Source organism: Lientehia hominis, assembly GCF_021044755.1.
Lineage (GTDB): Bacteria > Bacillota > Clostridia > Lachnospirales > Lachnospiraceae > Lientehia > Lientehia hominis.
In genome coordinates this window covers 990094-1016744 of the sequence record NZ_JAJNOR010000001.1, presented here as the reverse complement: position 1 = coordinate 1016744, position 26651 = coordinate 990094, and the positions used below count along the sequence as shown (strand labels likewise).

The following is a 26651-nucleotide window of genomic DNA, read 5'->3' as shown; positions in this document are numbered from 1 at the left end:
TGCTGAAAAGTGGCAGTAGATAGAGTTCCTGTTCTTAAAAGATGCAGGTCCCTTGGACTTGACCCGGTTTATTTAGGAATAGATAAGAAATCGACGAGAGAATTAAAGAGATCCAATAGAAAAATGAGCGAATACGGCCTTCAGCTGCGCGAAAAGCAGAAAGCCAAATTCATTTATGGTGTGTTAGAGAAGCCTTTTAGAAATTACTATGCAAAAGCTGAGAGAATGAGCGGCATGGTTGGTGAAAACCTTCTTATCATGCTGGAGTGCAGACTGGACAACGTACTGTTCAGAGCCGGCCTCGGCAGAACGAGAAAAGAAACGAGACAGATTGTGGATCACAAGCATGTCCTGGTAAACGGCAGATGTGTGAACATTCCGTCTTTCCTGGTAAAAGCAGGCGATGTCATCACTATTAAAGAAAAAGCAAAAGATTCCCAGAGATACAAGGATGTTCTGGATGTGACAGCCGGAAGGCTGGTGCCGGAGTGGCTTGATGCGGATGCTGAGAACCTCTCTGTTACGATCAAACAGCTCCCCACAAGAGAGATGATCGATGTACCGGTTAACGAAATGCTTATCGTCGAGCTGTACTCCAAATAATCCGAAAGACATTAGGAGTGTCCGAAATTTTTCGGCCCTCAACTTTATACCCATAAGGAGGGCTTAATAGTGTTCGATTTTGAAAAACCCAATATTGAGATTGTTGAGATTTCAGAAGATAAGAAGTATGGAAGATTCGTTGTCGAGCCTCTGGAGAGGGGATATGGCACTACTCTGGGCAACTCCCTGAGAAGGATCATGCTGTCTTCTCTGCCGGGAGCGGCGGTCAGCCAGGTGAAGATCGACGGTGTCCTCCATGAATTCAGTTCCATCCCGGGTGTTAAAGAAGATGTGACTGAGATCATTATGAACCTGAAGAACCTGGCAATCCGGAACACCAGCGAGACCAATGAGCCGAAGGTGGCATATGTGGAGTTCGAGGGGGAAGGCGTTGTAACAGGTGCCGATATTCAGGTTGACCAGGATATTGAAGTGATCAATCCTGAACAGGTGATCGCCACCCTGAGCGGCGGCAGCGACTGCAAGCTGTACATGGAACTGACCATTACCAAGGGCCGGGGCTATGTGAGCGCAGATAAGAACAAGAGTGAGGATCTGCCCATTGGCGTGATTGCGATCGATTCCATTTACACTCCCATTGAGCGTGTGAATCTCTCGGTTGAGAACACCCGTGTAGGTCAGATTACTGATTTCGATAAGCTGACTCTGGACGTATATACCAACGGCACTCTGGCTCCCGACGAGGCGGTAAGTCTCGCCGCTAAAGTGCTGAGCGAACATCTGAATCTGTTCATTGACCTTTCTGAAAATGCCAAGACTGCGGAAGTCATGGTAGAGAAGGAAGACAATGAAAAAGAGAAAGTTTTGGAAATGAACATTGATGAGCTTGAGCTCTCTGTCCGTTCCTACAACTGTCTGAAGCGCGCGGGCATCAATACCGTAGAGGAGCTGACGAACCGCACTTCAGAAGATATGATGAAGGTCAGGAATCTGGGCCGCAAGTCCCTGGAGGAAGTTCTCGGCAAGCTGAAAGAGCTTGGACTCGAGCTTAATCCCAGCGACGAATAATAGGAAACATTATGGATACAAAGCAGACGGTCAGTAAGCCCGAAGATGCGTGGCCGCCTGTTCCACAAATGGAGGAAAGAAATCATGGCAGGTTATAGAAAACTTGGAAGAACTTCAAGCCAGAGAAAAGCATTGTTACGTAATCAGGTGACAAATCTTTTATATCACGGCAAGATTGTGACTACCGAAGCAAAGGCAAAGGAAATCCGCAAGATTGCTGAAGGCCTGATCGCTATGGCAGTAAAGGAAAAAGATAACTTTGAAGAAGTTACTGTTACTGCGAAGGCAGCAAGAAAAGATAAAGATGGCAAGAGGGTAAAAGAAGTGGTAGACGGGAAGAAAGTTACCGTTTATGACGAGATCCAGAAGACTATCAAAAAAGATAAGCCCAGCAGACTGCACGCACGACGCAAGATGCTGGAAGTGCTGTATCCTGTGACCGAGGTTCCGAAGGAAGTCGCAGGCCGCAAGAAAAACACGAAATCCGTTGATATGCCCGCAAAGCTTTTTGATGAGATCGCCCCGAAATATGTTGACCGCAAAGGCGGTTATACCAGAATCGTAAAGATCGGTCAGAGAAAAGGCGACGCAGCGATGGAAGTGCTGATTGAGCTGGTATAATGCATTGATCTTATAATGAGATTTTAAAGGCTGTCTGCCGTGTGAACGGTGTGACAGCCTTTTTTATTTCATAGGATTTTCCTGGTATTATCACAGTGTGATGATCTTCCGCTCTGCAGCGTTAAGCGACGGATCTTCGATATACTCCATCAGGAGAGAGGCGGCCTGTCTGCCCATTTCTTCTTTCGGATGGGTGACGCTGGGAATCCTTTGCAAATTATACAGCTTTGTGACATCCGAATTGTCGAAGCTGGCCACAGAAACCTGATCCGGTATGGATATGCCGTTGGCGATATAGTGGCGTATGATATGACAGGCGATCAGGTCATTGTAACAGATAAGAGCGCTGCAATGACCCAGAATATCCATGGCAAAAGCGTCAGTGTAATTCGTTTTCCGCCGTTTCTCTTCCGGCTGGTTGGAATCACTGTACCATCCGATATAATCCTCCTGGATTTCCATCTGATTATCCATAAGAGCGTCGATATAGCCAAGATATCGATTGACACCCTGCATTTCGTCGAACTTAAAAAGTCCGGCGATATTTTTATGCCCGGCGTTGATCAGACGCTGTGTGAGTTCATAAGATACCCTGTGATCGTCCCAGACGATGGCAGGGGCGGGTACATTGGTGTAGCCATTGTGAACAAAAACATACGGGATCTTCTGCTCCGCCAGCTGCCGGTACAGGGCGTCATTGGGAGTGGGAAAGCTGCTTTTGGTCCCCTCTATGATCAGGCCGGAAACGTTGCTTGTCAGCATTTTCTGAAGAAAGCGGGCTTCATTGCCCACACGGTTGTGACTGAGCTCCAGCAGAATGCTGTAACCTTTGGAGGTGAGGACATTTTCTATCCCGTTGAGTACGTTGGCGTTAATGTAACCGGAAATAGTGAGGAAAATGACCCCGATCGTCTTTTCCCGCTGCCGCACCGGCTTTTTGACGAAGCTTCCACTTCCCTTGACCCGTTCCACGTAGCCTTCCCGGCACAGCCGGTCCATGGCGTTCCGAACTGTCTGGCGGCTGATCTGGAACTGCTCACAGAGAGACGCTTCTGACGGCAGCTTTTCCTTATAGCCAAAGGAACCGTCGTTGATCTTGCCGATCAGCCAGGTATAGAGAGCCTTGTATTTTATATTGCTTGTATTCAATACATAGTCTGACATAAAAATTTCTCCATTCAACACCGCGTTTATTCAAGAGCGGTGAATTTTTCGCATATGTTAAGCATACAGGAAACCCAATAAAAATGCAAGAGTTCAGAAAGATGTATTTAAAATAAATATTTAATTGGTATTATTCATAAAACATATTATTAATGAATATATTTATATTTGAAGAATAAAAGACAGATATCAGCAACTTTTTGTGGCCGGCAAAATGGAGAAAATAATGAAAAATTACCAAAATAGTTGACATGTTTTTCCAATAATAATACATAATGCTGTCTGCTCTTTTAAAATAAATACATAAACTTGAAACAATGGGTATAAAATTCACAAAAAGGTATTTACAAATGTTCACATATATGCTATTGTTGTAAATACAAAACAAAGACAGAAAAGAGAAATATGTACTGTAATATTAAAAAAATAAATACATATTTCGGACAATGGAAATACAAGTCTAGATGACGGGAGGGGAACATATGACAGTTATGGAACCAGTCACCGTTGGATATGTGCCTACGCGAAGGAGCAATTTCAGCGTTGAGGCGGCACTGCACTATAAGGAGGAGATTGCGGACCAGATAAAAAGATTTCCGATCCGTCTGATCGACATTGAGGACATCAATGAGGAAGGACTGCTGCTTTGTCAGTCAGATGTTCCGAAGGTCATCAAAAAGATGAAGGAGCAGGATGTAGATGCGCTGTTTTTTCCCCACTGTAATTTTGGATGCGAGGGTGCGATCGGACAGGTAGCTGCAGCGTTTCAGGTGCCGGTGCTTTTATATGGACCGCGGGATGACGCTCCTGACGAGACGGGGATGAGGACCAGGGATTCTCAATGCGGACTTTTCGCATCGGGAAAGGTGATGAGAAGGCATAATGTGGCCTTTTCTTACATAACGAACGTATCTCCCACAGATGAAGTTTTCCTTCACGGATTTGAACGTTTCATTCGGGTGGCAGAGGTGGTGAAGACCATGAAACATATCCGTGTGCTCCAGATTGGGCCAAGACCCTGTGATTTCTTGAGTGTGATGGCAAATGAAAGTGAGCTGATGGAAAAATTCGGAATCGAGGTCTATCCGGTATCTCTCATGGAACTGGAATTGGAGATGGAACGGATACGGAGGGAAGAAAAAGACAAACTGGAGAAGGTCTCCTGCTTCATAAGCAGTACCTATACAGGACCGGGAGCGGAGAGGACTGGACCGAGAGAAACTTTAGGGGCGATGAAGCTGGCTGTTCAGAGCTTTGCAGACAGATACCTGTGTAACTGTGCGTGTATTCAGTGTTGGGCGGCCATGCAGGAAAAGCTGGATATATATCCGTGCGCGGTAAATTCCATGCTGGCTGACGAGGGATTTCCTGTGGCATGCGAGACGGATATAAATGGAGCCGTTTCAGCGATGCTGATTCAGGCGGCCGCCGGAAACCGCATTCCGCATTTTCTGGCAGATCTGACTGTGAGGCATCCGGAAAAGGAAAATGTGGAACTCTTGTGGCACTGCGGAGCGTTTCCTTCCGCTTTTGCAAAGGATAAGGAGAACTGCCGGATCACAGAGGCGTGGGACGGAAATCCACAGTGCGGAAATTGTGCCTGGGAGCTTCAGAACGGGGATATCACCGTATGCCGCTTCGATGGAGACCATGGGGAGTATTCACTGTTCCTGGGGGAAGGGAAAGGGATTGACGGCCCATACTGCAGGGGGACATATGTGTGGTTTGAAGTGAATGACTGGCCGGCCTGGGAACACAAGCTGGTCAAAGGTCCTTATATTCATCATGTGGCGGGTACTTATGGAAAGGTCGCCGATGTCCTGTATGAGGCCTGCCGGTATATTCCGGGGCTTCGGGCGGATCCGGTGTATCCGTCTGACGGGGAACTGGAAAGACGGCTCAGGTCATAAAGATATCTTGATAAAAAGGGTCAAAAGGAGAAGAGGATATGAGTAATAATGAGAAAATGCCCGGAACGGCGAACAAGCCGAGAGTATCGCTGTTAAAACGATTCTTTCTGCAGTCCTATTCCAGTGCCATCGTTGCGATCGTCATACTGGTGCTGGTGTTTACCATATTTACAGACGCGTTTCTGACGCCCTTTAATATTTTCAACCTGTCCAGAACGGCTGCCGTGTATGCTTTTATCGGGGCTGCCCAGCTGATTTTGATGGTCATTGGAGATATGAACCTGGGCATCGGCGCCTGTGGGGCTCTGTCCACGGTGGTGATGGGGACCCTGATGGCAAACTATGGAATGGGAACTCTGCCGTCTATCCTGGCGGCTCTGGCGGTATCGGCAGTCTGCGGTCTCGTCATAGGGCTTCTGGTAGTAAAGCTGAATCTGAATCCCTGGATTATCACACTGGCCATGTCCTTCATATTCAATGGACTGGCGATTGGCAGCTCTCATGGTTATTCTTATGAAATGACAGCGGCTTTGACATGGGCGGGCCGGAAAAAGGTGGGGATGTTCTCCTTCCTGTTCATTCTTATGATCGTATTGGTAGTAGTTCTCTACATTGTATTCCGTCACACGAAATATGGAAGGGATGTTCTGGCGGTGGGCGGCAACCGGACGGCAGCCAGGCTGTCGGGAATCAATGTGAACTGGATCGTGGTTTCCTGTAATATCCTCTCCTGCGTATTTGCCTGTGTCGCCGCTATCCTGTGGGCTTCCCGGACGGGAACGGCCTCGCCCAATACAGGCTCTGACTGGATGATGTATTCCATAGCCGTATGCGCCATAGGCGGTATTCCGCTCCTGGGAGGCAGCTTTACGGCGCTGGGCTTTTTCTGCGGCTCCTGGATACTGACCATGGTCCGAAACGGGCTGACGATGCTGAACGTGGATGTTTATTATGAGCAGGTTTTCCTGGGCGCGATCATCTTGCTGGCCGTATCGGTGGAATCTGTACGGGCCAGGGTGGCAGAGAAAATGATGTGACAAGGATAAATGGCCATACGGTAAGGCCGGGGCTTTTATAAAAAAATAAAAAGGTGGAGGTAGAAAGGATGAAAAAAAGGTTAGTTAGTTTGATGTGTGCAGCAGTCATGGCAGTCAGCCTGATCGGCTGCGGAGGCGGCAAGGCGGCGAATGAGACAACAAAGGCTCCGGACGCTTCAAAGGAGACGACGGCAGCAAAGGAAAGCGACGGACAGAAAGAGACGACGGCGGCGCCGGAGACCACGAAGGCAGGGATTGATACCAGCTCACTGGAACGGGAGCTGAAGCTCTCCAAGGATCCCAGCGAGTATAAAATCTGTGTTTACTGGCCGGCTCCCGATACTTATTTCGAAGAGAATATCCAGCCTGGATATCAGCAGATCGAAAAAGAATATGGCGTGACCATTAATTATGCGATCGGTACGGAGTGGACACAGGATATCGAGAACCAGATCGTGGAAGCGAAGGCGGCTGAGGGATATAATTTATTCCTGATCTACGGCGCGGATACTTCCGGAGCCAACGCACTTTACAAAGAGCTGGCAGAAGCGGACTGCAAGGTGATAAACTACGGCGGCGAGGTAGACGATCCTCAGGAATCAGCAGCAACCATCTGCGGAGATGTATATGATTACTCTTATGAGGCCACTAAGAAAATGATCAAGGAGATGGGTGGAGAAGGTTCTATCATCAATGTCCTGGAGAACCTGGGAGACGTGAATACGCTGGCAAGACAGAAGGGCGTAGAAGCGGCAGTGGCAGAAAGTGACGGCGTTACCATCTGCCAGACCATCGGCGATATTACAACAGAAGATGAAGGATATGAAAAAGTAGCGAACGCACTGGCGGCAAATCCTAATGCAACAGGAATCATTGCTACCGGAGGCACGGCGTCCAGGGGCATGACCAATGCGCTGAAGGATTATTATGCTTCCAACAGTGATGCAAAGCACTTGTACGCAGTGGCAACGGACCCCTCTGAAGAAGTGCTGGGCGGCCTGGAAGACGGGACACTCGATGTCGGTGTAGCACAAAACGGCTATGGACAGGGATATCTGGGAAGCCTGGCGCTGCTGTACATGGCAGAGGGATGGACCATCAAAGACTGGGGCGTACATATTGTAACCGGCTATGTCTTCATTACAAAGGATAATATAGATACCTATGATAAAGAGATCGAAGAGCTGAGTGTCAAGATCGCGGCAGATCTGGAGACCACTTATCTGAACAAACCGGAATAAATCGAACGGAATGCAGTAAGTATCAGAGTAAAATTATCTTCTTCTGTTTCCCTCTCCTTTTCCGGAGGGGGAAACAAGAAAGAAGTCAAGATCTTTTGCAGAAACCGGAGGAATATATATGCTGGAAGTTAGCGGTATTTCGAAATCCTTTCCGGGCGTAAAAGCGCTCCAGGATATCTCGGTACAGTTTAAAGACGGAGAGATCCACGCACTCCTGGGAGAGAACGGCGCCGGAAAAAGTACATTGATGAAGATAATCTGCGGGATTTATAAAGCAGATACCGGTAAGGTCGTGCTGGATGGAAAAGAGCTGAAGCTTCATGGCTACGGCGATGCGGTTAAGCAGCACATCAGTATGGTACACCAGGAAATCCAGCTGATTCCCGAAGGGAGTATTGCGGAAAACATCGTCAATGACAAGATAAGCCAGTTCACGAAATTTGGATTTGTGAACTGGAAAGCCATCAACCAATTTGCGCTTAAATATATGAAAGAGGTGGGACTTGATTTTCCGCCGGAAAAGAAAGTACGCTTTTTGAGCGCGGCGCATAAACAGCTCATCCAGATCGCGAAAGCGCTTAGCGCCGACGCGCGGGTCCTGCTTTTGGATGAACCAACCTCGTCTCTCACGCGCCATGAGGCAAACACTTTATTTGAGCTTGTGCGGAAGCTTAAGGATAAAGGGATGATAATCATATTCGTGTCCCATAAGCTGGAGGAAGTACAGGTCATCGCTGACCGGGTGACTGTGTTCCGGGACGGATGCCTGGTGGGAACGGACAACATTGGAAATATGGAAAATTCCAAGATTATTAAAATGATGATCGGACGGGATTTTGTGTATCGTTACCGGGGCAGGCTGGACGCTTACGACGGAGAAGTTGCTTTGGAAGCGAGAAATATCACATCCCGTATTCATGGATTTAAGGATATGAGCTTCAAGGTGCATAAGGGGGAGATACTGGGTTTCTATGGACTGGTCGGTTCCGGCCGCACAGAGCTGGTCCGGACGATGTTAAATATTGATAAGTGCGACGGGGGAGAAGTATTGCTTTGGGGGAAGCCGGTAAAGATCGATTCTTTTAAGACGGCCCTCCATAAATATAAAATTGGATATGTGACGGAAAACCGGAAGGAAGAGGGCCTGTTTCTGGAACATACGGTGGCGATGAACGTCTGTGTGAATTCCTGGAATAAGAGCTATTACCGGCGTATTCCGTTTATCAATTTAAAGAAAGAAAAGGAAAACGCGGATGTATTTGCGAAGCGCCTGGAGATAAAAACGCCTAGTCTCAATACGCTGGCCGGGAAGCTTTCCGGCGGAAACCAGCAGAAGATCAGCATAGCAAAATGGCTGGCGGCGGACTGCGATATCCTGATCATCGACGAACCGACCGTCGGGGTGGATATCGGCGCAAAGGAATACATTCACGAACTGATCTGGAATTTGGCTGCTAAGGAAGGAAAGACTGTGATCTTGATTTCCTCCGATATGAACGAGATGATCTCTCTGGCCAGAAGGATCCTGATCTTCAGGGACAGACAGATAACAGGAGAACTGTCCGGCGAAGAGTTCTTCGCAAAGACAGGCGAGGAGATCAGCACCGAAATCGGAAAATCATTTGTGTAGAGGAGCCGGGACGATGGAGACGGTGAAGAAGCGCGCTTATATGGCGGAAATGGAAAAAGAGCAGGCAGAACGGTTTGCTGCGGACTGCCGTGGCAGAGAAGAAGAGCTGGACAGGAAAATGGAAGTTGCCGGTTTCCTGCAGTGCAGGCTTTATATGCAGGACGTAGAGGAGAGAACCTGTCTGTTCTGTTATACCGAAACGGCAGAGGACGGAAAGAAAATAACACCATGCTCCGAATGGGGAGATAAATGGAAAGAGGCCAGGCACGTATATGAGTTTAAACTTCATGAAGGGGATGACCTGACCTGTCTGCAGTCCAAAGGCATCATTATCGGTGTAAAACAAGAGCTTCTGGATGAATATATCCGCCTGCACGATAACCAGCCTCAGATCATTCACGATCTTTGCTATCAGAACGGCTTCCGGAAATCTTCGATCTATGTGACTGAGCTTCCCGGAGGCGGCCTGTACCTGCTGCAGTTTGTGGAGTTCTTGGGAGAGGAGAATCCGGCTCTTTATGAAAATGATACCTATCAGGAATGGCTGAGGGTCACCGGAGAGTGTCAGATACCGCTTCCGGGAGAAAAATTCTGGAAACAAATGCGGCCGGTATATGAGTTTAAACGATAATAAGGAATACGGAGGAAAGGAAACAATGAAACGTTCACTGGTAAATGCTTCGATCCGTTATGCGGAAGAGCTGTTGGAGAAAAACAATTTTAAACTTCCTGAATTTGGGTACTGGGACCTGGAGGAATGGAAGAAACACAAAGATGAAATCGACGTGATCCATAAGCTGATGCTGGGATGGGATATGACTGACCATGGACTGGGCAGGTTTGATGAAATTGGATGTGTGCTTTTTACGATTCGGAACGGCTTGCTGGATAATCCAGAGGTGGGTGTGCCCTACGCGGAGAAGCTTCTGATATTCAAAGACGGCCAGAGGCTTCCCATCCATTATCATGGTTTTAAGACGGAAGATATCATCAACCGCGGGGGAGGCGTGATGTTCATCAAGCTGTATAATACCGTAGACGGGAAAGCAGTTGACACGCCTGTGGATATTTATCAGGACGGGATCAGGCATACCTATGCGGCAGGAGAAGAAGTACTGATCCATCCCGGCAACAGTATCAGCATCACTCCCGGGATTGCCCATACATTCGGCCCGAAGCCGGGGTCCGGGGACCTTATCTGCGGCGAGGTCTCCAAGATCAACGATGACAATATTGATAACTACCATATTGAGCTCCAGCCGAAGCAGTATGCGGACATAGACGAAGATGAACCGGTACTCCATCCCCTGTGCAACGAATACAAAAAGCTTGTTCTGCAGTGAGATAAGAGTGAGGAAAGGGTATCCAGACAGATGCCGCGGGGGCGGCATCTGTTTTCTGTGTCTTGTTATGCTGTTCAGCACCAAAATCTTAAGATAAAGAAGACGATATTGCATACTTTTGCAGCAGGAGTTAAAATAGTAGCATAATCGGGGCATAAGACATTCTGCATAATTTGGGAAAGAGGTATAAGGAGATGGATAATCAGAACAAAGAATATGATGTGATCTGCATTGGTCAGGTAGTGCAGGATATCCTGGTAACGGATATTCCGGAGGATGCTTTGGTATCCGGAAAGGATACCGTGATGGCGGGCCAGGTGCTGCTGGCTTCCGGAGGAGACGCGGTGAATGAGGCCGTGACTCTTGCCAGGCTGGGAGATCATTCGGCGCTGCTCACCAGGCTGGATAAACGGAACGTGGGCGATATGATCTTTGGGGATCTGGTGCGGGAAGGTGTCGATACTTCTCTTCTGGTTCGCCCGGACGACTGCAGGACATTTTCTACGGTGGTCGTGGTAAAGCCAAACGGGGACCATTCTTTCCTGGTGGGACCGGGGGAGAACTTTACTCCGGAAATGTCGGATGTGGATCTGTCGGTGCTCAGAAAGACGAGAGCCGTGACGGCGGGCAGCCTGTTCGCTTTGGGGACGCTGGACCAGAACGGGATCGAGTTGATTTTCGAAGAGGCTCAGAGAGCCGGCGCGCTCACCATCGCAGATATGAATTTTGACTGTGCGGGAATCGGCCCCCGTGCGGTGGAAAAGGTATACCCGTATACCGATTATCTGATGCCCAGCTATGACGAGGCAGTCTATGTGACCGGCGAAAAGGATCCCGACGCGATCGCGGATACATTCTTAAGAGCCGGAGTTAAAAATGTGGTGCTGAAAATGGGGGCGGAGGGGTGCTTTTTCAAGAATGCGGAAAAGCGGTTTTTTACCGACCCCTTTAAGATCAAGCCGCTGGATACTACGGGATGCGGGGACAACTTTGTGGCAGGCTTTGTACACTGCCTGCTGAAAGGAATGGAGCCGGAGGCATGTGCAGAATTTGCCTGCGGCGCGGGAGCCTTGAATTCTCAAGGACTCGGCGCCCATTTGTATATTCAGTCGGAACAGCATGTGGAGGAATTTATCAGACGGGCGGAAAAGGTGGCGCTTAACAGGAAATAGCCGCATAAAGCCGCCGGAGGGTATCACCGTTTCTTCTGCGCCGGGGCAGAATATTCCCCTGAAAAATTCAGAGGTTGCTAAATTCCGGAAACATAAGTATAATGATAATGTTGTACAGACGGAAAATTGAGCCGAATAGAATGGCCCAGAATATAATGTGATTTGGTGAGGGGGGATTCCCGTGCTGAGGGAGAAGCGCCGCCGGCAGATATATGAGATGCTGATGGAAGACGGCGAAGTTCAGACAAGCCAGCTTTGCCGCAAATTTCAGGTGTCGGATATGACGATCCGCCGGGACCTGGAATATCTGGCGGGAGGGAAAAATGTAAGCCGTACCCATGGAGGCGCTGTGTTCCTGGGGCAAGCCAAGGAAGACATGGAATTTAAGGGGGCCACAGAGCAGGCGAAGGAGATGATCGCCAGAAAGGCATTTGAGCTGATCGGTGCTACACAGAGGATTTTTATCGATTCAGGAACGACGACTACGCTTTTGGCCAAAAACCTTCCAATGGGAAGCCGGAACATAGTCGTGACCAATAATCTGAAGATCGTGGACCAGGTTTCAGACCGCCCTTATATTTCGGTACTGATCATCGGGGGATCTCTGAGGATTCAGACGCTGTCCTGCTACGGGGCGCAGACCGAGGAACAGATAGGCCGTTACCGGGTGGATATCGCATTTCTGGGAGCTACGACAGTGGGAGAGGACGGTTATTTTTACGACGGCTATCCGCCGGAAGCCGGTGTAAAACAGAGTATCATTAAATCGGCGATGGAGACTTACGTTTTGGTGGACTCCTCCAAATTCAATCAATACAGCCTGATTTCCTACAGCCACATAAAGGATGTTACGGGCGTGATAACGGACAGCAATATCAGCCCGGAAACGAAAGAAAGGCTTCAGAAGATGGGGGCCAATCTGATCGTGGCTGATTTATGACAGGCCGCATCAATGATACAGGATCTTGACGCGGATGCCCTGGCTGTAGTTGCCAAAATGCGTGCCATATAAAGTCAGGCCGCCTATATGCTTTGCGTGCTCGGGCACGGCGATCCGGAAGAGGAATCCGGACGCTGTGTCTGTTTTTATGTCCTGGATCGTCACATCATTGAGGGGAAGGCCGTCGATAAAGGTCCCCAGCTGATTGACGGTCAAAAGCTTTAAAAGGCCGTACTGGTTCACCCTGGGCCACCATTCCGGATTCAGGCGGCCGGTCTTTTCGCCGAAATCGCCGGGGCAGGTCCAATATCCGAGCTCGGTCCCGTTCAGATAAAAATAGATATCCGACGGCCAGGCGTCGCAGAAGCCCGGCGCTTCAGAGCTGATCTCGAAAGAAATCTGGATTTCGTCCAGAATCTGGCTGCCGTTCAGATAATTGGGGATCAGGTATTCGACAAAGCCCTGGGTGAACCAGAGGATATCGGCCTGGAATCGCTTAGGGGAAGCGAAAAACTGAGGCTGGTCCAGGGCTCCTATGATCTGGTCACGACTGGAAAGGCCGCAGGTAGGGGCTATCTGATAATTGGAGTAGCAGCCCACATTCAGCTCTGTATCATAGGATTCCCGCCCGGGGAATTCTTCCGCCAGCTTAATCAGTATGGTATCCTCGTTCAGATAGCAGATCTTTTGTGTGCCGCGTTTTCCCGCCACACTGGAGATGCTGATGATACCAGCGGTGCTCAGCTTTTTCATATGAACGGAGATCGCCGCGTTGGACAGACCGACGGCCCGGGCGATTTCGTTCATGTTCATTTTACGGTTTTCCATGAGCAGTTCTAATATCCGAAGACGTATTTCGGAATCAAGCGCCTGAAACAAAGGCAGCGCTTCTTGCAGCTTATCATAATAGATCATGTCTTTTCTCCCGGTTCTTCAATATTTTAAGTATAACATAGTTGTGGAGATGGAACATAAAGAAATTAATCATTTTTCTTTTGCGTTGACAGATATTTCAGGAGATGCTATGCTCTAATTAATTAATAAAAACATGAAATATTAATATAAATATATAATATAAAGGAGGATAAGAAGATGAATCTGCCGAAGACGATGAAGGCCGTCATGGCTTATGGAAGGAATGACTATGCGTTTTTGGAGGATGCGCCGGTGCCTCAGATAGAGAATCCGGATGATATCATTCTTAAGATTGACGCCTGTGGGATATGCGGGAGCGACGTCATGTGGTATCAGGGAGCGGATTCCTTTTGGGGAAATGAAAAGGAGAAGGGACCCATGGAACCGCCGGTGATACCAGGGCATGAATATACCGGGACGATAGTGGCCATGGGAACAGGGGCCGCGTCCAAGGGGTATGCCCTTGGAGAACGGGTTGTGGCTGATATGATCAAGTTCTGCGGAGACTGCTTCTACTGTAAGCGCGGTGAGTATAACATGTGCGAGAATCAGAGGAACTTTGGACATCAGTCGGATGTGAACGGGGCATTTGCGGAGTATATGCGGATTCCCGAGGGGACTGTTGTGTACCGTCTTCCGGCGGACATGCCGTTGGATAAGGCGGTCCTGATCGAGCCGTTCTGCTGTGCTATGCACGGAGTGGAGAGAGCAGGGATAACGAAGGAAGACTTGGTCGTCATCTCCGGTATGGGATGTATCGGCCTCGCCATGGTGAGCATCGCCAAGAAATATGAGCCCAGGATGATCGTGGGGCTGGAGATGAATCCCGCGCGTATTGAGCTGGCAAAGAAATTTGGCTGCGATCTTGTCCTGAATCCGAAGGAGACGGATGTGGTGAAACGGGTGAAGGAACTCACGGAGGGAAGAGGCTGTGATGTATATTTGGAAGTGGCGGCCCATCCCAGCAGTGTTTACCAAGGTCTGGACATGATCCGGAAAAAGGGGAGGTTTGTACAGTTCAGCGCTCTGCCCGAGGAGATAACCTACGACTGGACTATTATCGGAGACCGGAAAGAACTGGATATCTATGGTTCCTATACCAGCTGCCATTGTTTTGAGAAAGTGATCCGGGGGTTATATGACGGGTCGCTTAAATCGGAGGGGATGATCACCCACCGGTATCCTCTGGAGCAGTTTTTGGCGGCGGTGGAAAAGGCGGCCCGAAAGGAGCCGGATGTCATAAAGATTGTCATGACCATGGATGGAAAGGAGTGATCTTTATGCCTTACATAGAAAGAAACGGTATCAAGATCCATTTTGAAGAGGAGGGAAGGGGCGAACCGCTTCTCCTCCTCATGGGACTGGGGGCTGACTTATCTGCGTGGGAGCCTCACAGACAGGTGTATCGGAACTGTTTCCGATGCATCAGCGTGGACAACCGGGGAGCCGGACTTTCCGATGCGGGAAAGGCGGAAGACTGCACTACAGAGTCCATGGCCGCGGATGCGGCGGCCGTATTGGATTCCCTGGATATTAAAGGCGCTCATGTGGCAGGGATTTCCATGGGAGGAGCCATTGCCCAGATATTGGCGGTTCTTCGGCCGGAGCTGGTGAGATCTCTTCTGCTGATCAATACCTTCGCCAGGCCTGAGCCTTATATGAGACGGATAATGGGTACATTTCAGGATTTTTATGATTGTCTGACGCCGCTGGCTTTTGACCGACTGCTCCAGGCATTCATCTATTCTCCCGCCACCTTTGCCGGACATCCGGAGGTCCTCACGGAAAGAGAAAGGCAGCTTGAGCAGAATACGGATAGCAGAATGGCGGCAGACGCATTCCGGGCGCAGTGCGAAGCCTGTATGGGTCATGACGCACTGCCATATCTGGAACGGATTCGTGTGCCGGCCCTCGTAGTGGCCGGAAAGGCAGATATCCTTACGCCGCTTTCCTGTGCGGAGGAACTGAAAAGCCGGATTCCCGGGGCGAAGCTGTATGTGAATGAAGGAGGCCATGTGCAGCATTTTGAACATTTAGATGTGTTCAACCGGATATCTCTGGAATTTTTGAAAAAAAATATGGGACAGAAGGAGGCGGGGATATGAAATACGGCGCTCAGACTTATGCGTGGCAGATGTCCTATGGTACATATAAGGGAAGAATCCCCCACATATTGGATATCTGCGCCCGGGCGGGATTCGTCGGTCTGGAAATTGAGACTACTATGCTGGGGGATTATGGAAAAAAACCGAAGGAGCTGAAAAAGGAGTTTGAAAAAAGAAACATGAGACTTATGGCGTTTGGTGTGCCGGTCCTCTGGGGGACGGCCGGAGAAGATGAGATCCTGGAGACGGTCAGACTGTCCTTTGATGCGGCTGCGCCTTTCGGCGGGATCCTGATGTCCTTTTCCATCATCCCTCCGGACGTACCCTTTGAAAAAAGGGAAAGAGAACAGAAGGAGTTCCTGGAATTTCTGGCCCGGCTGGGGGAAATGGCAGAGGAGGCAGGATATCCCTCGTCTTTTCATACTAATTCGTCGCCTTTTTCCCTGTTTCACAGCAGGGAGGATTATGAGCTTTTAAAGAGGTTTTTCGAAGACAGCGGCATGGGCTTTACCCCGGATGCCGGCCATATTGCTCACGGCGGAATGGACGTAGAAGAGATTCTCCGCCTTTTTATGCCCCATATCTGCCATGTCCATTTTAAAGATATGGGGAAGAACGGCCTGTGGACGCCGATGGGTGAAGGGATAATTCCGTTTCCGGAGCTGCTCGGATGCCTGAAAGAGGCGGATTACGACGGCTGGATCGCGGTGGAGGAGGAATCTCCGCGGGCAGTGCTCCGGCCGGATGAAACTATGCTGCAGGACGGTGCGTACATGCAGAGGATACAATTGTAAAGAGATATCAGAAAGGAGTTTGTATGAAGCTTGAGGAAAAAAGAAAAATACTGAAGGAGGAGATGAAACGGACAGGAGGAATCCTCCGCCTCGCCCCCTGCTGGGTGACGAGGACGACGCTGCCGGCCGGAAGGAGGATGAAGCTTGATGTGAGGGACCTGTATCCCAGAGGACTGAAGGCCGGGCCGGTATGTGAGAGATGGTTTGCTTCCACAGGCATGGCGGACAACGGTGAGACCACAGGGCCGGACGAAGGACTCAGCTTCATTGTATGCCCGACGGCGAATGGCGTGGAGAAGGTTCAGCTGCGAGAGGCCGTGGAATTGATCGGTGACGAGCTTCTGGGAGAAAGGATCATGAAGGAACGCGGAAAAATGACTTTCTTTGCAAAGTTCTATGATTTCTCTGTGCCCATCAACCATCATGTGCATTTGATGGAGGAACAGGCGGTTCTGGTCGGGGTGGCACAAAAACCGGAGGCATATTATTATCCGGTGGAGCTGAATGCATATGACTATAAGGCGGGGTATACTTATTTCGGACTGGACCCTCACCTTACGAGAGCAGAGCTTAAAGCTTATCTGGAGAAATGGGACTGTGAAGACAACGGTATTCTGGAGCTTTCCAGAGCTTATAAGCTTAAGCTGGGCACCGGGTGGGATGTGCCCGCCGGTATCCTTCATGCTCCCGGTTCTCTGGTGACATATGAGCCTCAGTATATGAGCGACTGTTCCATCTTCATGCAGAACCTGAATAATGATCTGGCAGCGGATGATTTTATGCTCTGGGACAAAGTCCCGGCCGACAAAAAAGGTGATTGGGATTATCTGATCAGCTGTCTGGATTGGGAGGCCAATACAGACCTGGATTTTAAAGAGCATCATTATCATGAGCCGGTTCCGGCGGGAGATGTGGGAGCTATGGAAGAAAAGGGATATTATGAGGAGTGGATCGTATATGGATCAAAAGAGTTCTGTGCAAAGCGCCTTGTCGTAAAGCCGGGGGCCTCGGTCATGATTCAGGACGAAGGAGCCTATGGATTTATCATGATGCAGGGGAACGGGACCATAGACGGGCTTCCCATTGAGACGCCTGCCTGTATCCGTTATGATCAGCTGACCTGCGACGAATATTTTGTATCGGAGCCGGCGGCAAAGAGGGGTGTAATGGTCGCGAATCCCAGCGATAATGCGGACATCGTGATGCTGAAGCACTTTGGATATCCGGGCAAACAATTCTGACAAGTTTGCAGATGTTTGTATGTGTTTGGATATGTTTGAAATAATATAAAAAAATAATAAAACCAACAATTTTCTTGTGCAAAAGTGTTGCATCAGGACAAGAAATATGATATTGTTTGTATGTAAATACAACAAAGTTGAACATTAAAGCAAGCTTTATGTGCAAAGTGTTTGGTTTTGTTCGTTGTCATGAAAACGACAAGAAATGTAAAAAGGAGGGTATTTTCATGAAGAAAAAGGTTTTGTGTTTACTGATGTGTCTGGCTATGGTCGCATCTGTATTGGCCGGCTGCGGGAGCAAGAAAGCGGATGAGACTACGGCTGCCAAGAAGGAAGAGAAGACGACAGAAGCCAAAAAGGATGAGACGACTACCGCGGCCAAGGCTGACGAGACTACGGCTGCCAAGTCAGAAGGCGGCAGTGAGGGCGGAAAATACGGATGTGCCGTACCTAATGCCCAGAACTCTTTCTATGCGACATGTGTGTCTGGCGTGGAAGAAGGCGTGAAACAGTATGACCCTACGGCTTCCGTAGTCGTGACAGATGCTTCCGGCGATTCCCAGAAGCAGATGGACCAGATAGCCGATCTGGTATCTCAGGGATGTAAAGCCATCATCTGTATCCCCATCGATTCCAACGCCATCATCCCGGCTTTGGAAGAAGCTGCAAAAGCAGGCGTTCCTGTAGTATGTATGGATACTCCTGCAGGCGAGACAGACGCGGTTGTCTCCACTGTTGTTTCCAATAACTACAGCGCAGGCGAGATCGCAGGGCGCGCGCTTCTGGAAGGCATCGGCGGAAAAGGAAAGATCGCGACTATCACCACTACCGGAAGCGAAGCAGTAAACGACAGGAAACAGGCTCTGTATGACCTGATCGAAAAAGAATTCCCCGATGTAGAAATCGTACAGGAAGAGATCGTACAGAACGCTACCACAGAGGAAGCTCTTACGCTTATGGAGAATATCTGTCAGGCAAATCCTGACCTGTCAGGCGTGTTCACCACCGGCGACGTGTTTGCGATCGGCATCTGCTCCGCGCTGCAGTCCAACGGATATCAGCCCGGCGATGTAAAAGTTACTAGCGTAGACGGCACGACCAACGCGGTTGAACTGATTGAATCCGGTTATCTGCTCGCGACAGCGGCACAGCTCCCCAAAGATCTGGGTATCCACAGCGTAAAGAACGCGTTGGATTATCTGAACGGCAAGGATGTTGAGAAGTTGGAAAATCTGGACTGCAAGGAAGTAAATAAGGACAACGCCAGTACATACGAAGGATTCTAAAATTCCGCAGACCTCACGTGCAGCAGTGTAACAAATCAATCAAACAGCAGGGCGGGATGCTTGGCATTCCGCCCTGAATTTATTCGATGAAGGGGTAAGCGAAATGAGTGAACTTGCATTGAGAATGGTGGGCGTCAACAAGGTCTTCCCCGGTGTGAAGGCGCTTGACGACATTCACTTTGAGGTGGAGAAGGGAGAAATACACGCCCTTATCGGTGAGAACGGCGCCGGAAAGTCCACCCTGATCAAAATCCTCGCGGGCATCTACCAGCCGGACGGCGGGGAGATATTCATTGATGGAAAGCCTGTGAAGATGGACAATGTCATAACGGCAAGGGCGCATGGCATCAGCGTGATCCATCAGGAGCTGAGTCTCGCCAAGAATATGACGGTGGCCGAGAATATTTTTATGGGGAAGTTTCCGTCCAAAAGCAAATATTTTGTGGATGATTCCGGCATGATGGAGGAAACGGCAAAACTCCTCAAGCTAATCGGCATGGATGAGCTTCAGCCGGATACGCCCGTTTCCAGGCTGAGCGTGGCACAGCAGCAGATGGTAGAGATATGCCGGTCCCTGTCAGAGGAGATAAAGATCCTGGTGATGGATGAACCTACGGCTTCTTTGGCCACGGCGGAAGTGGAGCGTCTGATGGATATCATGCGGATGCTGAAAAAGAAGGGCGTTACCATCATCTTTATCTCCCATAAACTAAATGAGATCTTTGAAATCTGCGACCGGATCACGGTCATGCGGGACGGCCAATATATCGGCACCAGGGTCACGAAGGAGCTGCCGTACGAGGAGCTGATCAATATGATGGTCGGGCGTGACATCCAGAACGTTTATCCGCCTCATAAGACGAATCCCGGAGAAATGCTCCTGGAAGCGAACCATATAAATTCCGACCGGGTATTTGACGCGAGCTTCAAGCTGAGAAAAGGAGAGGTTCTGGGCTTTTACGGATTGATGGGAGCAGGACGCTCCGAGCTTATGCGGGCTCTTCTTGGAATCGATAAGAGCACCAAGGAATCGGTGATCCTGGACGGAAAAAAGATCGTGATCAATAATCCGACGGAAGCCACCCAGGAAGGGATCGTATTGGCGCCGGAGGACCGGAAATATGAAGGATTGATTCTGAAACAGACAGTTGGATTCAATATCACCCTTCCGATTCTGAGCAGGATCATCAAAGGGATCAAGCTGGATAAGAAGCTGAACGACGAGACTATTGAGAACATTGGGAAACGTCTCAGAATAAAGACGCCGTCCTATGACGCCAAGGTAGTCAATCTGTCCGGCGGAAATCAGCAGAAGGTGGTTTTGGCAAAATGGCTTGTTACAAACCCCAAGGTACTGATCCTGGATGAGCCCACAAGAGGAATTGACGTTGGTGCGAAACAGGAAATTTATAAATTGATATATGAGATTGTAGAAATGGGCGTAGGCGTTATCCTGATTTCTTCGGAAATGCCGGAGGTTATGAATCTCTGTGACCGTATTTATGTGCTGCGGGAGGGAAAGATCACCGGAGAGATCGCAAGGGATGAGATCACGGAGCAGACCATTATGCAGTATGCGATAGGAGGAATTGAATCATGAGTGAAGCAAAAGCTGTTTCTGTGAAGAAGACAAATCCGGTGAAACAGTATCTCAATAACAACATTGGCATGTTGATCGGTCTGATCGCCATGTGTATCATTATTTCCATCCTGCAGCCGAACTTCCTGCAGGTAAAGAACCTGTTTAATATCATGCGGTCGATTTCCATTACCGGTATTATCGGTTTTGGTATGACACTCTGCATCATCATCAACGGGATTGACCTTTCGCAGGGCTCTGTCATCGGATTCACGTCTTGTTTCTGTGCATGGCTGCTGTCCAGCGTGGGCCTTCCGTTCTGGGCGGCCATCCTCGGCGCTTTGGCTGCCGGCTCTCTGTTCGGCGTCTTCAACGGAGCGTTGCTGGCGAATACATCCCTGCCTCCCTTTGTGGTCACTCTGGCCACTCAGCTGATCGGCCGCGGCGGCTGCTACGTCATCACAAGAGGAAATATGATCAATGTGGATCCTGCGTTCGGCCAGCTGGGCAACGGGTATCTGTTCAACGTCATTCCTCTGCCTGTGATCTACCTGCTGGTCATCTTTGTTGTCATGTTCCTTCTGCTCGGCAAGTCAAAATTCGGGCGCTGTGTTTACGCTATCGGCGGAAACCGGGAGGCGGCCCGCTTCACCGGCATCAAGATCAGGAAAGTAACCTGGATCGTGTACTCTATCTCCGGCTTTCTGGCTGCTGTCTGCGGGATCATCTCATGTTCCCGAATCACGACGGGACAGCCCACCACCGGCAATGCAATGGAGTTTGACGCGGTAGCGGCCTGTTACCTGGGCGGCATCAGCTACCTGGGCGGTGAAGGAAGAATCGGCAGCACCCTGCTCGGCGCCATCGTGCTTGGCGTTCTCGCAAACGGTATGAGTATGCTGCAGGTGCCCTGGTATGTGCAGAATATCACAAAAGGATGTATCATCCTGGCGGCCGTGTTCTTTGACGTCATGAGGAAGGAAAAAGGAAAATCCAAATAACAGCAGGAAGAAAGGAGAAACGATGAGGACGATTCAAGCAAAACCCCTCACAGTGGAGGGTTTCCGTCCATACGGCAGCTTTGCCAGTATGCTGGAGCCTTCGGGAAATTGTTTTGACGGAGGAGAAAGTGCCTTTTACCCGGATCCGGTGACCATGTCGGTCAGCGGAAGAGAGCAGATCGCGTTTTCTCCGCTGACGGTGAACAGACCGGAAAAAATGGTGGTCAAGGCGGCCGAATACCATAACTGGACAGGAGAAGGAATCTTCTTTGTGGACGACGATGCCGTGATGCATGTGGCACCGCCCTCCAAACACATAATCACGCCGGAAAAGACAGAGGCGTTTATCGTGCCGAAGGGAACTTTGGTCAAACTAAATACAGGCGTATGGCATCTGTCCCCGTACCCTCTCCACAACGACGTGCTTCATCTGATGATCGTGATGCCGGAGCGGGTATATGGAAATGACTGCATTGTATGTGATTTCCCGGAAGAGGATTACATAGAGATTGTCCTGTAAGACAAATATTCATGAACTTGAAAAGGTCTGCTTCAGAAGGCAGAGAAAGGAATTCAAAATGGCACTTTCAAATTATGTAGAACTGTTGAACTACGCAAAGGAGCACAAGATCACAATAGGAGCGTTCAATGCTTTGAATCTGGAGATTCTGCAGGCACTGGTGTCGGCGGCCAGCCGGAAAGACGCTCCGATCATCGTACAGACGTATCACAAGCACGTGGACTTTGCCGGGGCGGATTACATGCGCGCCATCGCTGAGGTGGCTTCCACCCATTCTAAGGTAAAAATTGCAATGGGCCTGGATCACGGACGCTCCTATGAGCAGGCGAAGCTCTGCATCGACGCGGGATACAGCGGAGTGATGATTGACCTGGCCTCCGAGGATTATGACTATAATGTGAAGGAAACCTGCCGGGTGGTAGAGGCAGCACATGCCAGGGGAATCTCTGTGGAGGCGGAGCTGGGCACCATTTCCGACGCGGACAGAACGCCGGAAGAAATCGCCCTGGGCTATACAGATCCGGAGATCGCGAGACGGTTTGTAAAGGATACCGGAATCGACTGCCTGGCTGTGTCCATTGGAACGGCTCACGGCGTGTATAAGTATACCCCTAAGATCAACTTTGATCTGCTGAAGGAGCTGATCGATACAGTATCCTGCCCCATCGTCGTACACGGAGGCTCCGGGACACCGGATGAGGACGTAACGGAAATGGTCCGCATGGGAATTGCAAAGCTGAACGTCGGAACCGACTTCTTTATTGCCTACAACGAGGCGCTCTATGCGTTCTACAAAGAACACGGAGCCCGCTGCGATATCGCGGACGCGCTGGAGACCGCAAGGACAGCAGTGGAAAAAGTGGCGGAGCAGAAGCTGGATATCCTGACACAGTTTCGGATATAAGTATGAAAGCGGTTTATATTGGGCTTGATGTGGGGACCTCCGGCTGCAAAGCGGCTCTGGTGGACCGGAATGGGAAGATACTTGCCATAGCCCGCAGAGAATATGGCTTTGAGAGCCCGGAGCCTGGAATGGTGGAGCTGAATCCGGCCACTGTGTGGAATGCGGTAAAGGAGACACTGGCAGAAGCCGTGTCTCCGGAGGTTGAGATACGCATGCTCGCGGTATCCTCGATTGGGGAAGCCGTGGTCATGGTAGATAAGGACGGCGGAGTCCTCCGGAATGGGATCACTTATCTGGACCAGAGGGGACCGGAAACGACGGAATATATCCGCGGCAGAATGAATGACAGGTATCTCCATGGACTGACCGGTGTGCCGGTGAATCCGATGTATACCTTAAACCGCTGTATCTGGCTGAAAGAGCATCAGCCGGAAATCGTGGAAAAGACCGCTCATTATTTTATGTTCGGTGATTATATCACATATATGCTGACCGGGCAGAAGGTGATCGACCAGTCCAGCGCCTCCAGGACCATGCTGTTTGACGCTGGAAACCTGGACTGGTCCCGGGAGATCGGGGAGAAATTCGGGGTGCCCGTGGAGAAGTTCTCCCCGGTGGCATTCACAGGCGCGACAGTTGGAAAGATACGGAAGGAGCTGGCGGAGGAAACCGGGCTTCCATATGATCTGAAGATAGTTTTGGGCTGCCATGATCAGTGCAGCGCTCTTTTGGGATCAGGCGCCGTGAATCCAGGCGATATCATGGCCGGCGAGGGATCCACGGAAAGTATCAATCTGATCATACATAAAGAAAATTTTAATGATTCATTCTATGAAAATCAGCTTTGCTTTGAGCCTTATATCCAGCCGGGACAGTATATCATTCCGGTTGGACAGCTGTCCCATGGCACCAGCATACGGTGGTTTGTGAGCGAGTTTGGCGCGGATTTTAAGGCGGGGAAAAGCGGGCTGTCCTCAGGAACGGGCGGCGGGAAAGAGGTCCCGGTGAAACCAAAGAGTGCGGGAAAGAGCATCTATGATCTGGCAAATGAGAACTGTGCGCCGGATTCAGGGGATGTGTACTTTCTTCCTTATCTTTCCAGGGTAAAGAGCATGGACGCGTCAAATCAGGCTCTGGGAGTGTTTCTCGGGCTGGATGTGAACACGGGCCGGGCGCAGATGTACCGGGCGCTTTTGGAAGGGCTCTGCTTCGAATCCAGGACCTGCTTTGACACGCTCCAAAAGGTGAGGCTTCCCATCCATAAAATAGTGGCTTCCGGAGGATGCTCCAAATCTCCTTTGTTCATGCAGATGAAAGCCGACGTGTTGCGCCGGCCCATTCATATCCTGGACAATCCGGACGCGGGCATCACAGGACTGGCCATGATCTGCGCGGTGGCCGACGGGGCTTATAAAAATTATGAAGAAGCCGCGGAGGTATTTGTAAGGACAGCAAGAGAATATGTTCTGGAAAATGATTATCAGGAGAAGTATGAGAAGTATTGCCTGATCCGTGAAACAGTAAAAGAGCTTTATCAGACACTATAAAATTGAGAAAGATGCCGCGGTCTCTATACCGCGGCGTCTTTTATGTGCATGGGATTTGAAGGTATACAAAGTTTTCTTTTCCCCCTTTCCCATGTTTGAAGTTACATGATATAATAAAAGAAATGGAAGGGGCTGAGGGCACTTTCCGGGAAAGGAACGGGATATTTCATGAATCTGAAAGCAAAGCAGGGCAGGGACATCCTTTTAAGCCTGGCAGGAGACTTGGCCGGCGGGTTTTTATATGCGCTTGGGATTTATTTTTTTGCGAAAAGCGCGGATTTTGCGCCAGGAGGAATCTCCGGTCTGGCCCTGATGGCCAATTATCTGTTCCGCCTTCCCATAGGTGTGACCACCTTGCTGCTCAACGTGCCCCTTGTTTTGCTGAGCTATAAGATTGTAGGGAAGAAGTTCCTGGCGAAATCCTTCTTCTCCATGGCAGTCTGCACCATATTTCTGGATGTGATATTTCCCCATTTTCCCATATATACCGGAAGCCCGATCATGGCGGCCCTGTATTCCGGCGTGTGTCTTGGCGCCGGGCTGGCTATTTTCTATATGCACGGTTCGTCTTCCGGCGGCACGGATTTTCTTACTATCTCTATCAAGGTCTTGAGGCCCCACCTGTCCATCGGAATGGTGACCATGAGCATCGACCTGGTGGTGATCCTGCTTGGCTGGCCGGTATTTGGAAAGCTGGATGCGGTCCTGTACGGTCTTTTATCGACTTTTATGGCTTCTATTGTGATCGATAAGATCATGTACGGGACCGGAGCGGGAAAGCTGGTCATCATCATATCCGGAAGGGGAAGCGATATCGCAGCTGGGATCGGTGAGAGCTTTGAGAGGGGATCGACGATGATCCGGGCGGTCGGGACCTATTCCAAAGAAGAGCGGGAGGTACTTTTATGCGCCTGTTCCAAAGTGGAGGCGTATAAAGTGCGGCGTCTGATAAATCAGGTCGACAGTGATGCTTTTGTTATGGTCATGGAGACAAATGAAGTATTCGGGGAAGGGTTCAAGGCCCTGGATGTGAAAAAAGATATTCTTGGATGAGGAATTGGCCGGACGGTTTCTGTGACGAAGTTTTCTGCTATGGCGGCTGGATCAGAAAACCGGGCGTGGCCATCTGCAGCTGCAGCGACGGTCTCCGCCCGGTGATCATGAAGCCGAAGGCTGCTGCGGAGGAGCCGAAAATCGACTTTGCCTCGGTCTGCTGAGCCTTAAAGTACATATGTGCCGATGTTATTCTGCTTTGGGATATTCATTGCAGAGCAGGCGGTAAGGCGCTTCATCCTCTTCGATGGTAGGAAAACGGCCCAGTTTTTCGTAAAAGCGGTTGTCCGTATTGTCATCATTGCACATGGAGACTTCTCCGATCAATACGGCGCCAGTTCCGGATTCTACACTGAAATCGTGATACATATACGGATAAATGGTAATGCTTTCTCCGGGCTTTAAGCGGACCTGGGTGCCGGCGGGGACGGTGTATCTGCGTCCGTCGGTATGGACAGTCACATCCTCGTCCGAATATTTTCCCTCATCATTCCGGTCGGCCATATATACGCGGATCAAAACGTTTCCGCCGCCGCGGTTGATGATATCCTCCATCTTAGTCCAGTGAAAATGCATCGGGGCGTACTGCCCTTCGTTTACCATCAGAAGCTTTTCGGCATAAACTTTGGGATATTGATCCTTTTTATGCTGGTTTCCGTTGCGGATGGTGACGAGGGAAAAGCCAAGGGTATCAAAATGCCCTTCCCCGTAATCGGTGATATCCCATCCAAGCATGTTGTCACGGATCTCATCGTATTCGTGATCTTTGCCCTTCCATTCCTCCGGTGTCCAGCCGAAGAAGGGGGGGAGCTCAAAACGGTGCTCTTTTATGAGAGCCTCCATGGCTTTGATCGCCTTGTTGATCTCAGAACGTTTCATGGCAGAATTCCTCCTGAAGTATGACTTTTTATGGTAAATATAGTTAAGACAACTATATCATGGGAAGGAATTGATTGTCAATTGAATTGACAAATGGATGGAGAGTTTATGCAAAAATAGTATTAAAATTGACAGAA

Annotated in this window: 26 protein-coding genes; 23 read left to right on the top strand and 3 right to left on the bottom strand. The window is 49.7% G+C overall.

From position 1 onward, the window contains the following. Positions 1-9 precede the first annotated feature (9 nt). From rpsD to LQE92_RS04655, 3 genes are all read left to right on the top strand, one after another. Positions 10-603: a 30S ribosomal protein S4 gene (gene rpsD / locus LQE92_RS04665; RefSeq protein ID WP_231061820.1), complete on the top strand. Its 594-nt coding sequence runs from the start codon at positions 10-12 to the stop codon at positions 601-603. A 69-nt stretch (positions 604-672) separates the two neighbouring features. Next, positions 673-1632: a DNA-directed RNA polymerase subunit alpha gene (locus tag LQE92_RS04660; protein ID WP_147595148.1), complete on the top strand. Its 960-nt coding sequence runs from the start codon at positions 673-675 to the stop codon at positions 1630-1632. 84 nt (positions 1633-1716) lie between these two features. Beyond that, the gene (locus LQE92_RS04655) at positions 1717-2253 is read left to right on the top strand and encodes a bL17 family ribosomal protein (protein WP_231061819.1); all 537 of its coding nucleotides are present in this window, start codon (positions 1717-1719) and stop codon (positions 2251-2253) included. 90 nt (positions 2254-2343) lie between these two features. On the opposite strand, the gene LQE92_RS04650 is transcribed toward LQE92_RS04655, so the two are convergent. Then, positions 2344-3417 (bottom strand): GntR family transcriptional regulator, encoded by a 1074-nt coding sequence (locus LQE92_RS04650; RefSeq protein ID WP_231061818.1) that lies wholly within the window; start codon positions 3415-3417, stop codon positions 2344-2346. Between the two features lie 482 nt (positions 3418-3899). Here LQE92_RS04650 and LQE92_RS04645 point away from each other — a divergent pair, with 482 nt between their 5' ends. The 8 genes from LQE92_RS04645 to LQE92_RS04610 all read left to right on the top strand — a co-directional run bounded on the left by LQE92_RS04645 (position 3900) and on the right by LQE92_RS04610 (position 12690). Next, the gene (locus LQE92_RS04645; protein ID WP_231061817.1) at positions 3900-5327 is read left to right on the top strand and encodes an L-fucose/L-arabinose isomerase family protein; all 1428 of its coding nucleotides are present in this window, start codon (positions 3900-3902) and stop codon (positions 5325-5327) included. A gap of 38 nt (positions 5328-5365) precedes the next feature. Beyond that, entirely contained in the window at positions 5366-6364 is a 999-nt protein-coding gene (locus tag LQE92_RS04640; RefSeq protein ID WP_231061816.1) for an ABC transporter permease, read from the top strand. A gap of 68 nt (positions 6365-6432) precedes the next feature. Then, positions 6433-7605: a sugar ABC transporter substrate-binding protein gene (locus tag LQE92_RS04635; RefSeq protein ID WP_231061815.1), complete on the top strand. Its 1173-nt coding sequence runs from the start codon at positions 6433-6435 to the stop codon at positions 7603-7605. A 118-nt stretch (positions 7606-7723) separates the two neighbouring features. Continuing rightward, complete coding sequence (locus LQE92_RS04630; RefSeq protein WP_231061814.1) at positions 7724-9235, top strand: sugar ABC transporter ATP-binding protein; 1512 nt, start codon at positions 7724-7726, stop codon at positions 9233-9235. Between the two features lie 13 nt (positions 9236-9248). Next, entirely contained in the window at positions 9249-9866 is a 618-nt protein-coding gene (locus LQE92_RS04625; RefSeq protein WP_231061813.1) for an L-rhamnose mutarotase, read from the top strand. 25 nt (positions 9867-9891) lie between these two features. Next, complete coding sequence (locus tag LQE92_RS04620) at positions 9892-10578, top strand: D-lyxose/D-mannose family sugar isomerase (RefSeq protein ID WP_231061812.1); 687 nt, start codon at positions 9892-9894, stop codon at positions 10576-10578. Positions 10579-10772: 194 nt separating this feature from the next. After that, complete coding sequence (locus LQE92_RS04615) at positions 10773-11750, top strand: carbohydrate kinase family protein (RefSeq protein ID WP_231061811.1); 978 nt, start codon at positions 10773-10775, stop codon at positions 11748-11750. 181 nt (positions 11751-11931) lie between these two features. Then, entirely contained in the window at positions 11932-12690 is a 759-nt protein-coding gene (locus tag LQE92_RS04610) for a DeoR/GlpR family DNA-binding transcription regulator (RefSeq protein ID WP_231061810.1), read from the top strand. A gap of 9 nt (positions 12691-12699) precedes the next feature. Here LQE92_RS04610 and LQE92_RS04605 read toward each other — a convergent pair whose 3' ends face one another. Beyond that, positions 12700-13605 (bottom strand): ArsR/SmtB family transcription factor, encoded by a 906-nt coding sequence (locus LQE92_RS04605; protein WP_231061809.1) that lies wholly within the window; start codon positions 13603-13605, stop codon positions 12700-12702. A 177-nt stretch (positions 13606-13782) separates the two neighbouring features. On the opposite strand from LQE92_RS04605, the gene LQE92_RS04600 reads away from it, so the two are divergent. The 12 genes from LQE92_RS04600 to LQE92_RS04545 all read left to right on the top strand — a co-directional run bounded on the left by LQE92_RS04600 (position 13783) and on the right by LQE92_RS04545 (position 25799). Continuing rightward, positions 13783-14880 carry an alcohol dehydrogenase catalytic domain-containing protein gene (locus tag LQE92_RS04600; protein ID WP_231061808.1) on the top strand — a complete coding sequence of 366 codons (1098 nt, stop codon included), beginning with the start codon at positions 13783-13785 and terminating at the stop codon, positions 14878-14880. Positions 14881-14885: 5 nt separating this feature from the next. Next, on the top strand, positions 14886-15710 hold the full coding sequence (locus LQE92_RS04595; protein WP_231061807.1) for an alpha/beta fold hydrolase: 825 nt from the start codon (positions 14886-14888) through the stop codon (positions 15708-15710). After that, positions 15707-16504 carry a sugar phosphate isomerase/epimerase family protein gene (locus tag LQE92_RS04590; RefSeq protein ID WP_231061806.1) on the top strand — a complete coding sequence of 266 codons (798 nt, stop codon included), beginning with the start codon at positions 15707-15709 and terminating at the stop codon, positions 16502-16504. Before LQE92_RS04595 ends, LQE92_RS04590 begins: the two co-directional genes overlap by 4 nt. Positions 16505-16527: 23 nt before the next feature. Beyond that, a complete protein-coding gene (locus tag LQE92_RS04585) occupies positions 16528-17745 on the top strand; it encodes a hypothetical protein (RefSeq protein ID WP_231061805.1) in 1218 nt (405 codons plus the stop codon). 227 nt (positions 17746-17972) lie between these two features. After that, positions 17973-19031 (top strand): sugar ABC transporter substrate-binding protein, encoded by a 1059-nt coding sequence (locus LQE92_RS04580; protein WP_231061804.1) that lies wholly within the window; start codon positions 17973-17975, stop codon positions 19029-19031. A 103-nt stretch (positions 19032-19134) separates the two neighbouring features. Then, positions 19135-20631, top strand: a complete 1497-nt coding sequence (locus tag LQE92_RS04575; protein ID WP_231061803.1) for a sugar ABC transporter ATP-binding protein — start codon at positions 19135-19137, stop codon at positions 20629-20631. Then, entirely contained in the window at positions 20628-21611 is a 984-nt protein-coding gene (locus LQE92_RS04570; protein ID WP_147595132.1) for an ABC transporter permease, read from the top strand. The genes LQE92_RS04575 and LQE92_RS04570 overlap by 4 nt, the downstream gene beginning before the upstream one ends. A 22-nt stretch (positions 21612-21633) precedes the next feature. Next, positions 21634-22131, top strand: coding sequence for an ureidoglycolate lyase (locus LQE92_RS04565; RefSeq protein ID WP_231061802.1), 498 nt, complete (start codon positions 21634-21636; stop codon positions 22129-22131). 58 nt (positions 22132-22189) lie between these two features. Continuing rightward, on the top strand, positions 22190-23035 hold the full coding sequence (locus LQE92_RS04560) for a class II fructose-bisphosphate aldolase (RefSeq protein ID WP_231061801.1): 846 nt from the start codon (positions 22190-22192) through the stop codon (positions 23033-23035). Between the two features lie 2 nt (positions 23036-23037). After that, positions 23038-24582 carry an FGGY-family carbohydrate kinase gene (locus tag LQE92_RS04555; RefSeq protein WP_231061800.1) on the top strand — a complete coding sequence of 515 codons (1545 nt, stop codon included), beginning with the start codon at positions 23038-23040 and terminating at the stop codon, positions 24580-24582. Between the two features lie 168 nt (positions 24583-24750). Further along, entirely contained in the window at positions 24751-25635 is an 885-nt protein-coding gene (locus LQE92_RS04550; RefSeq protein ID WP_231061799.1) for a YitT family protein, read from the top strand. Then, positions 25632-25799, top strand: coding sequence for a hypothetical protein (locus tag LQE92_RS04545; RefSeq protein WP_331001231.1), 168 nt, complete (start codon positions 25632-25634; stop codon positions 25797-25799). Before LQE92_RS04550 ends, LQE92_RS04545 begins: the two co-directional genes overlap by 4 nt. 25 nt (positions 25800-25824) lie before the next feature. Here the strand turns inward: LQE92_RS04545 and LQE92_RS04540 are convergent, their stop codons facing one another. After that, positions 25825-26514, bottom strand: a complete 690-nt coding sequence (locus tag LQE92_RS04540) for a D-lyxose/D-mannose family sugar isomerase (protein WP_231061798.1) — start codon at positions 26512-26514, stop codon at positions 25825-25827. Between the last annotated feature and the right edge of the window lie 137 nt (positions 26515-26651).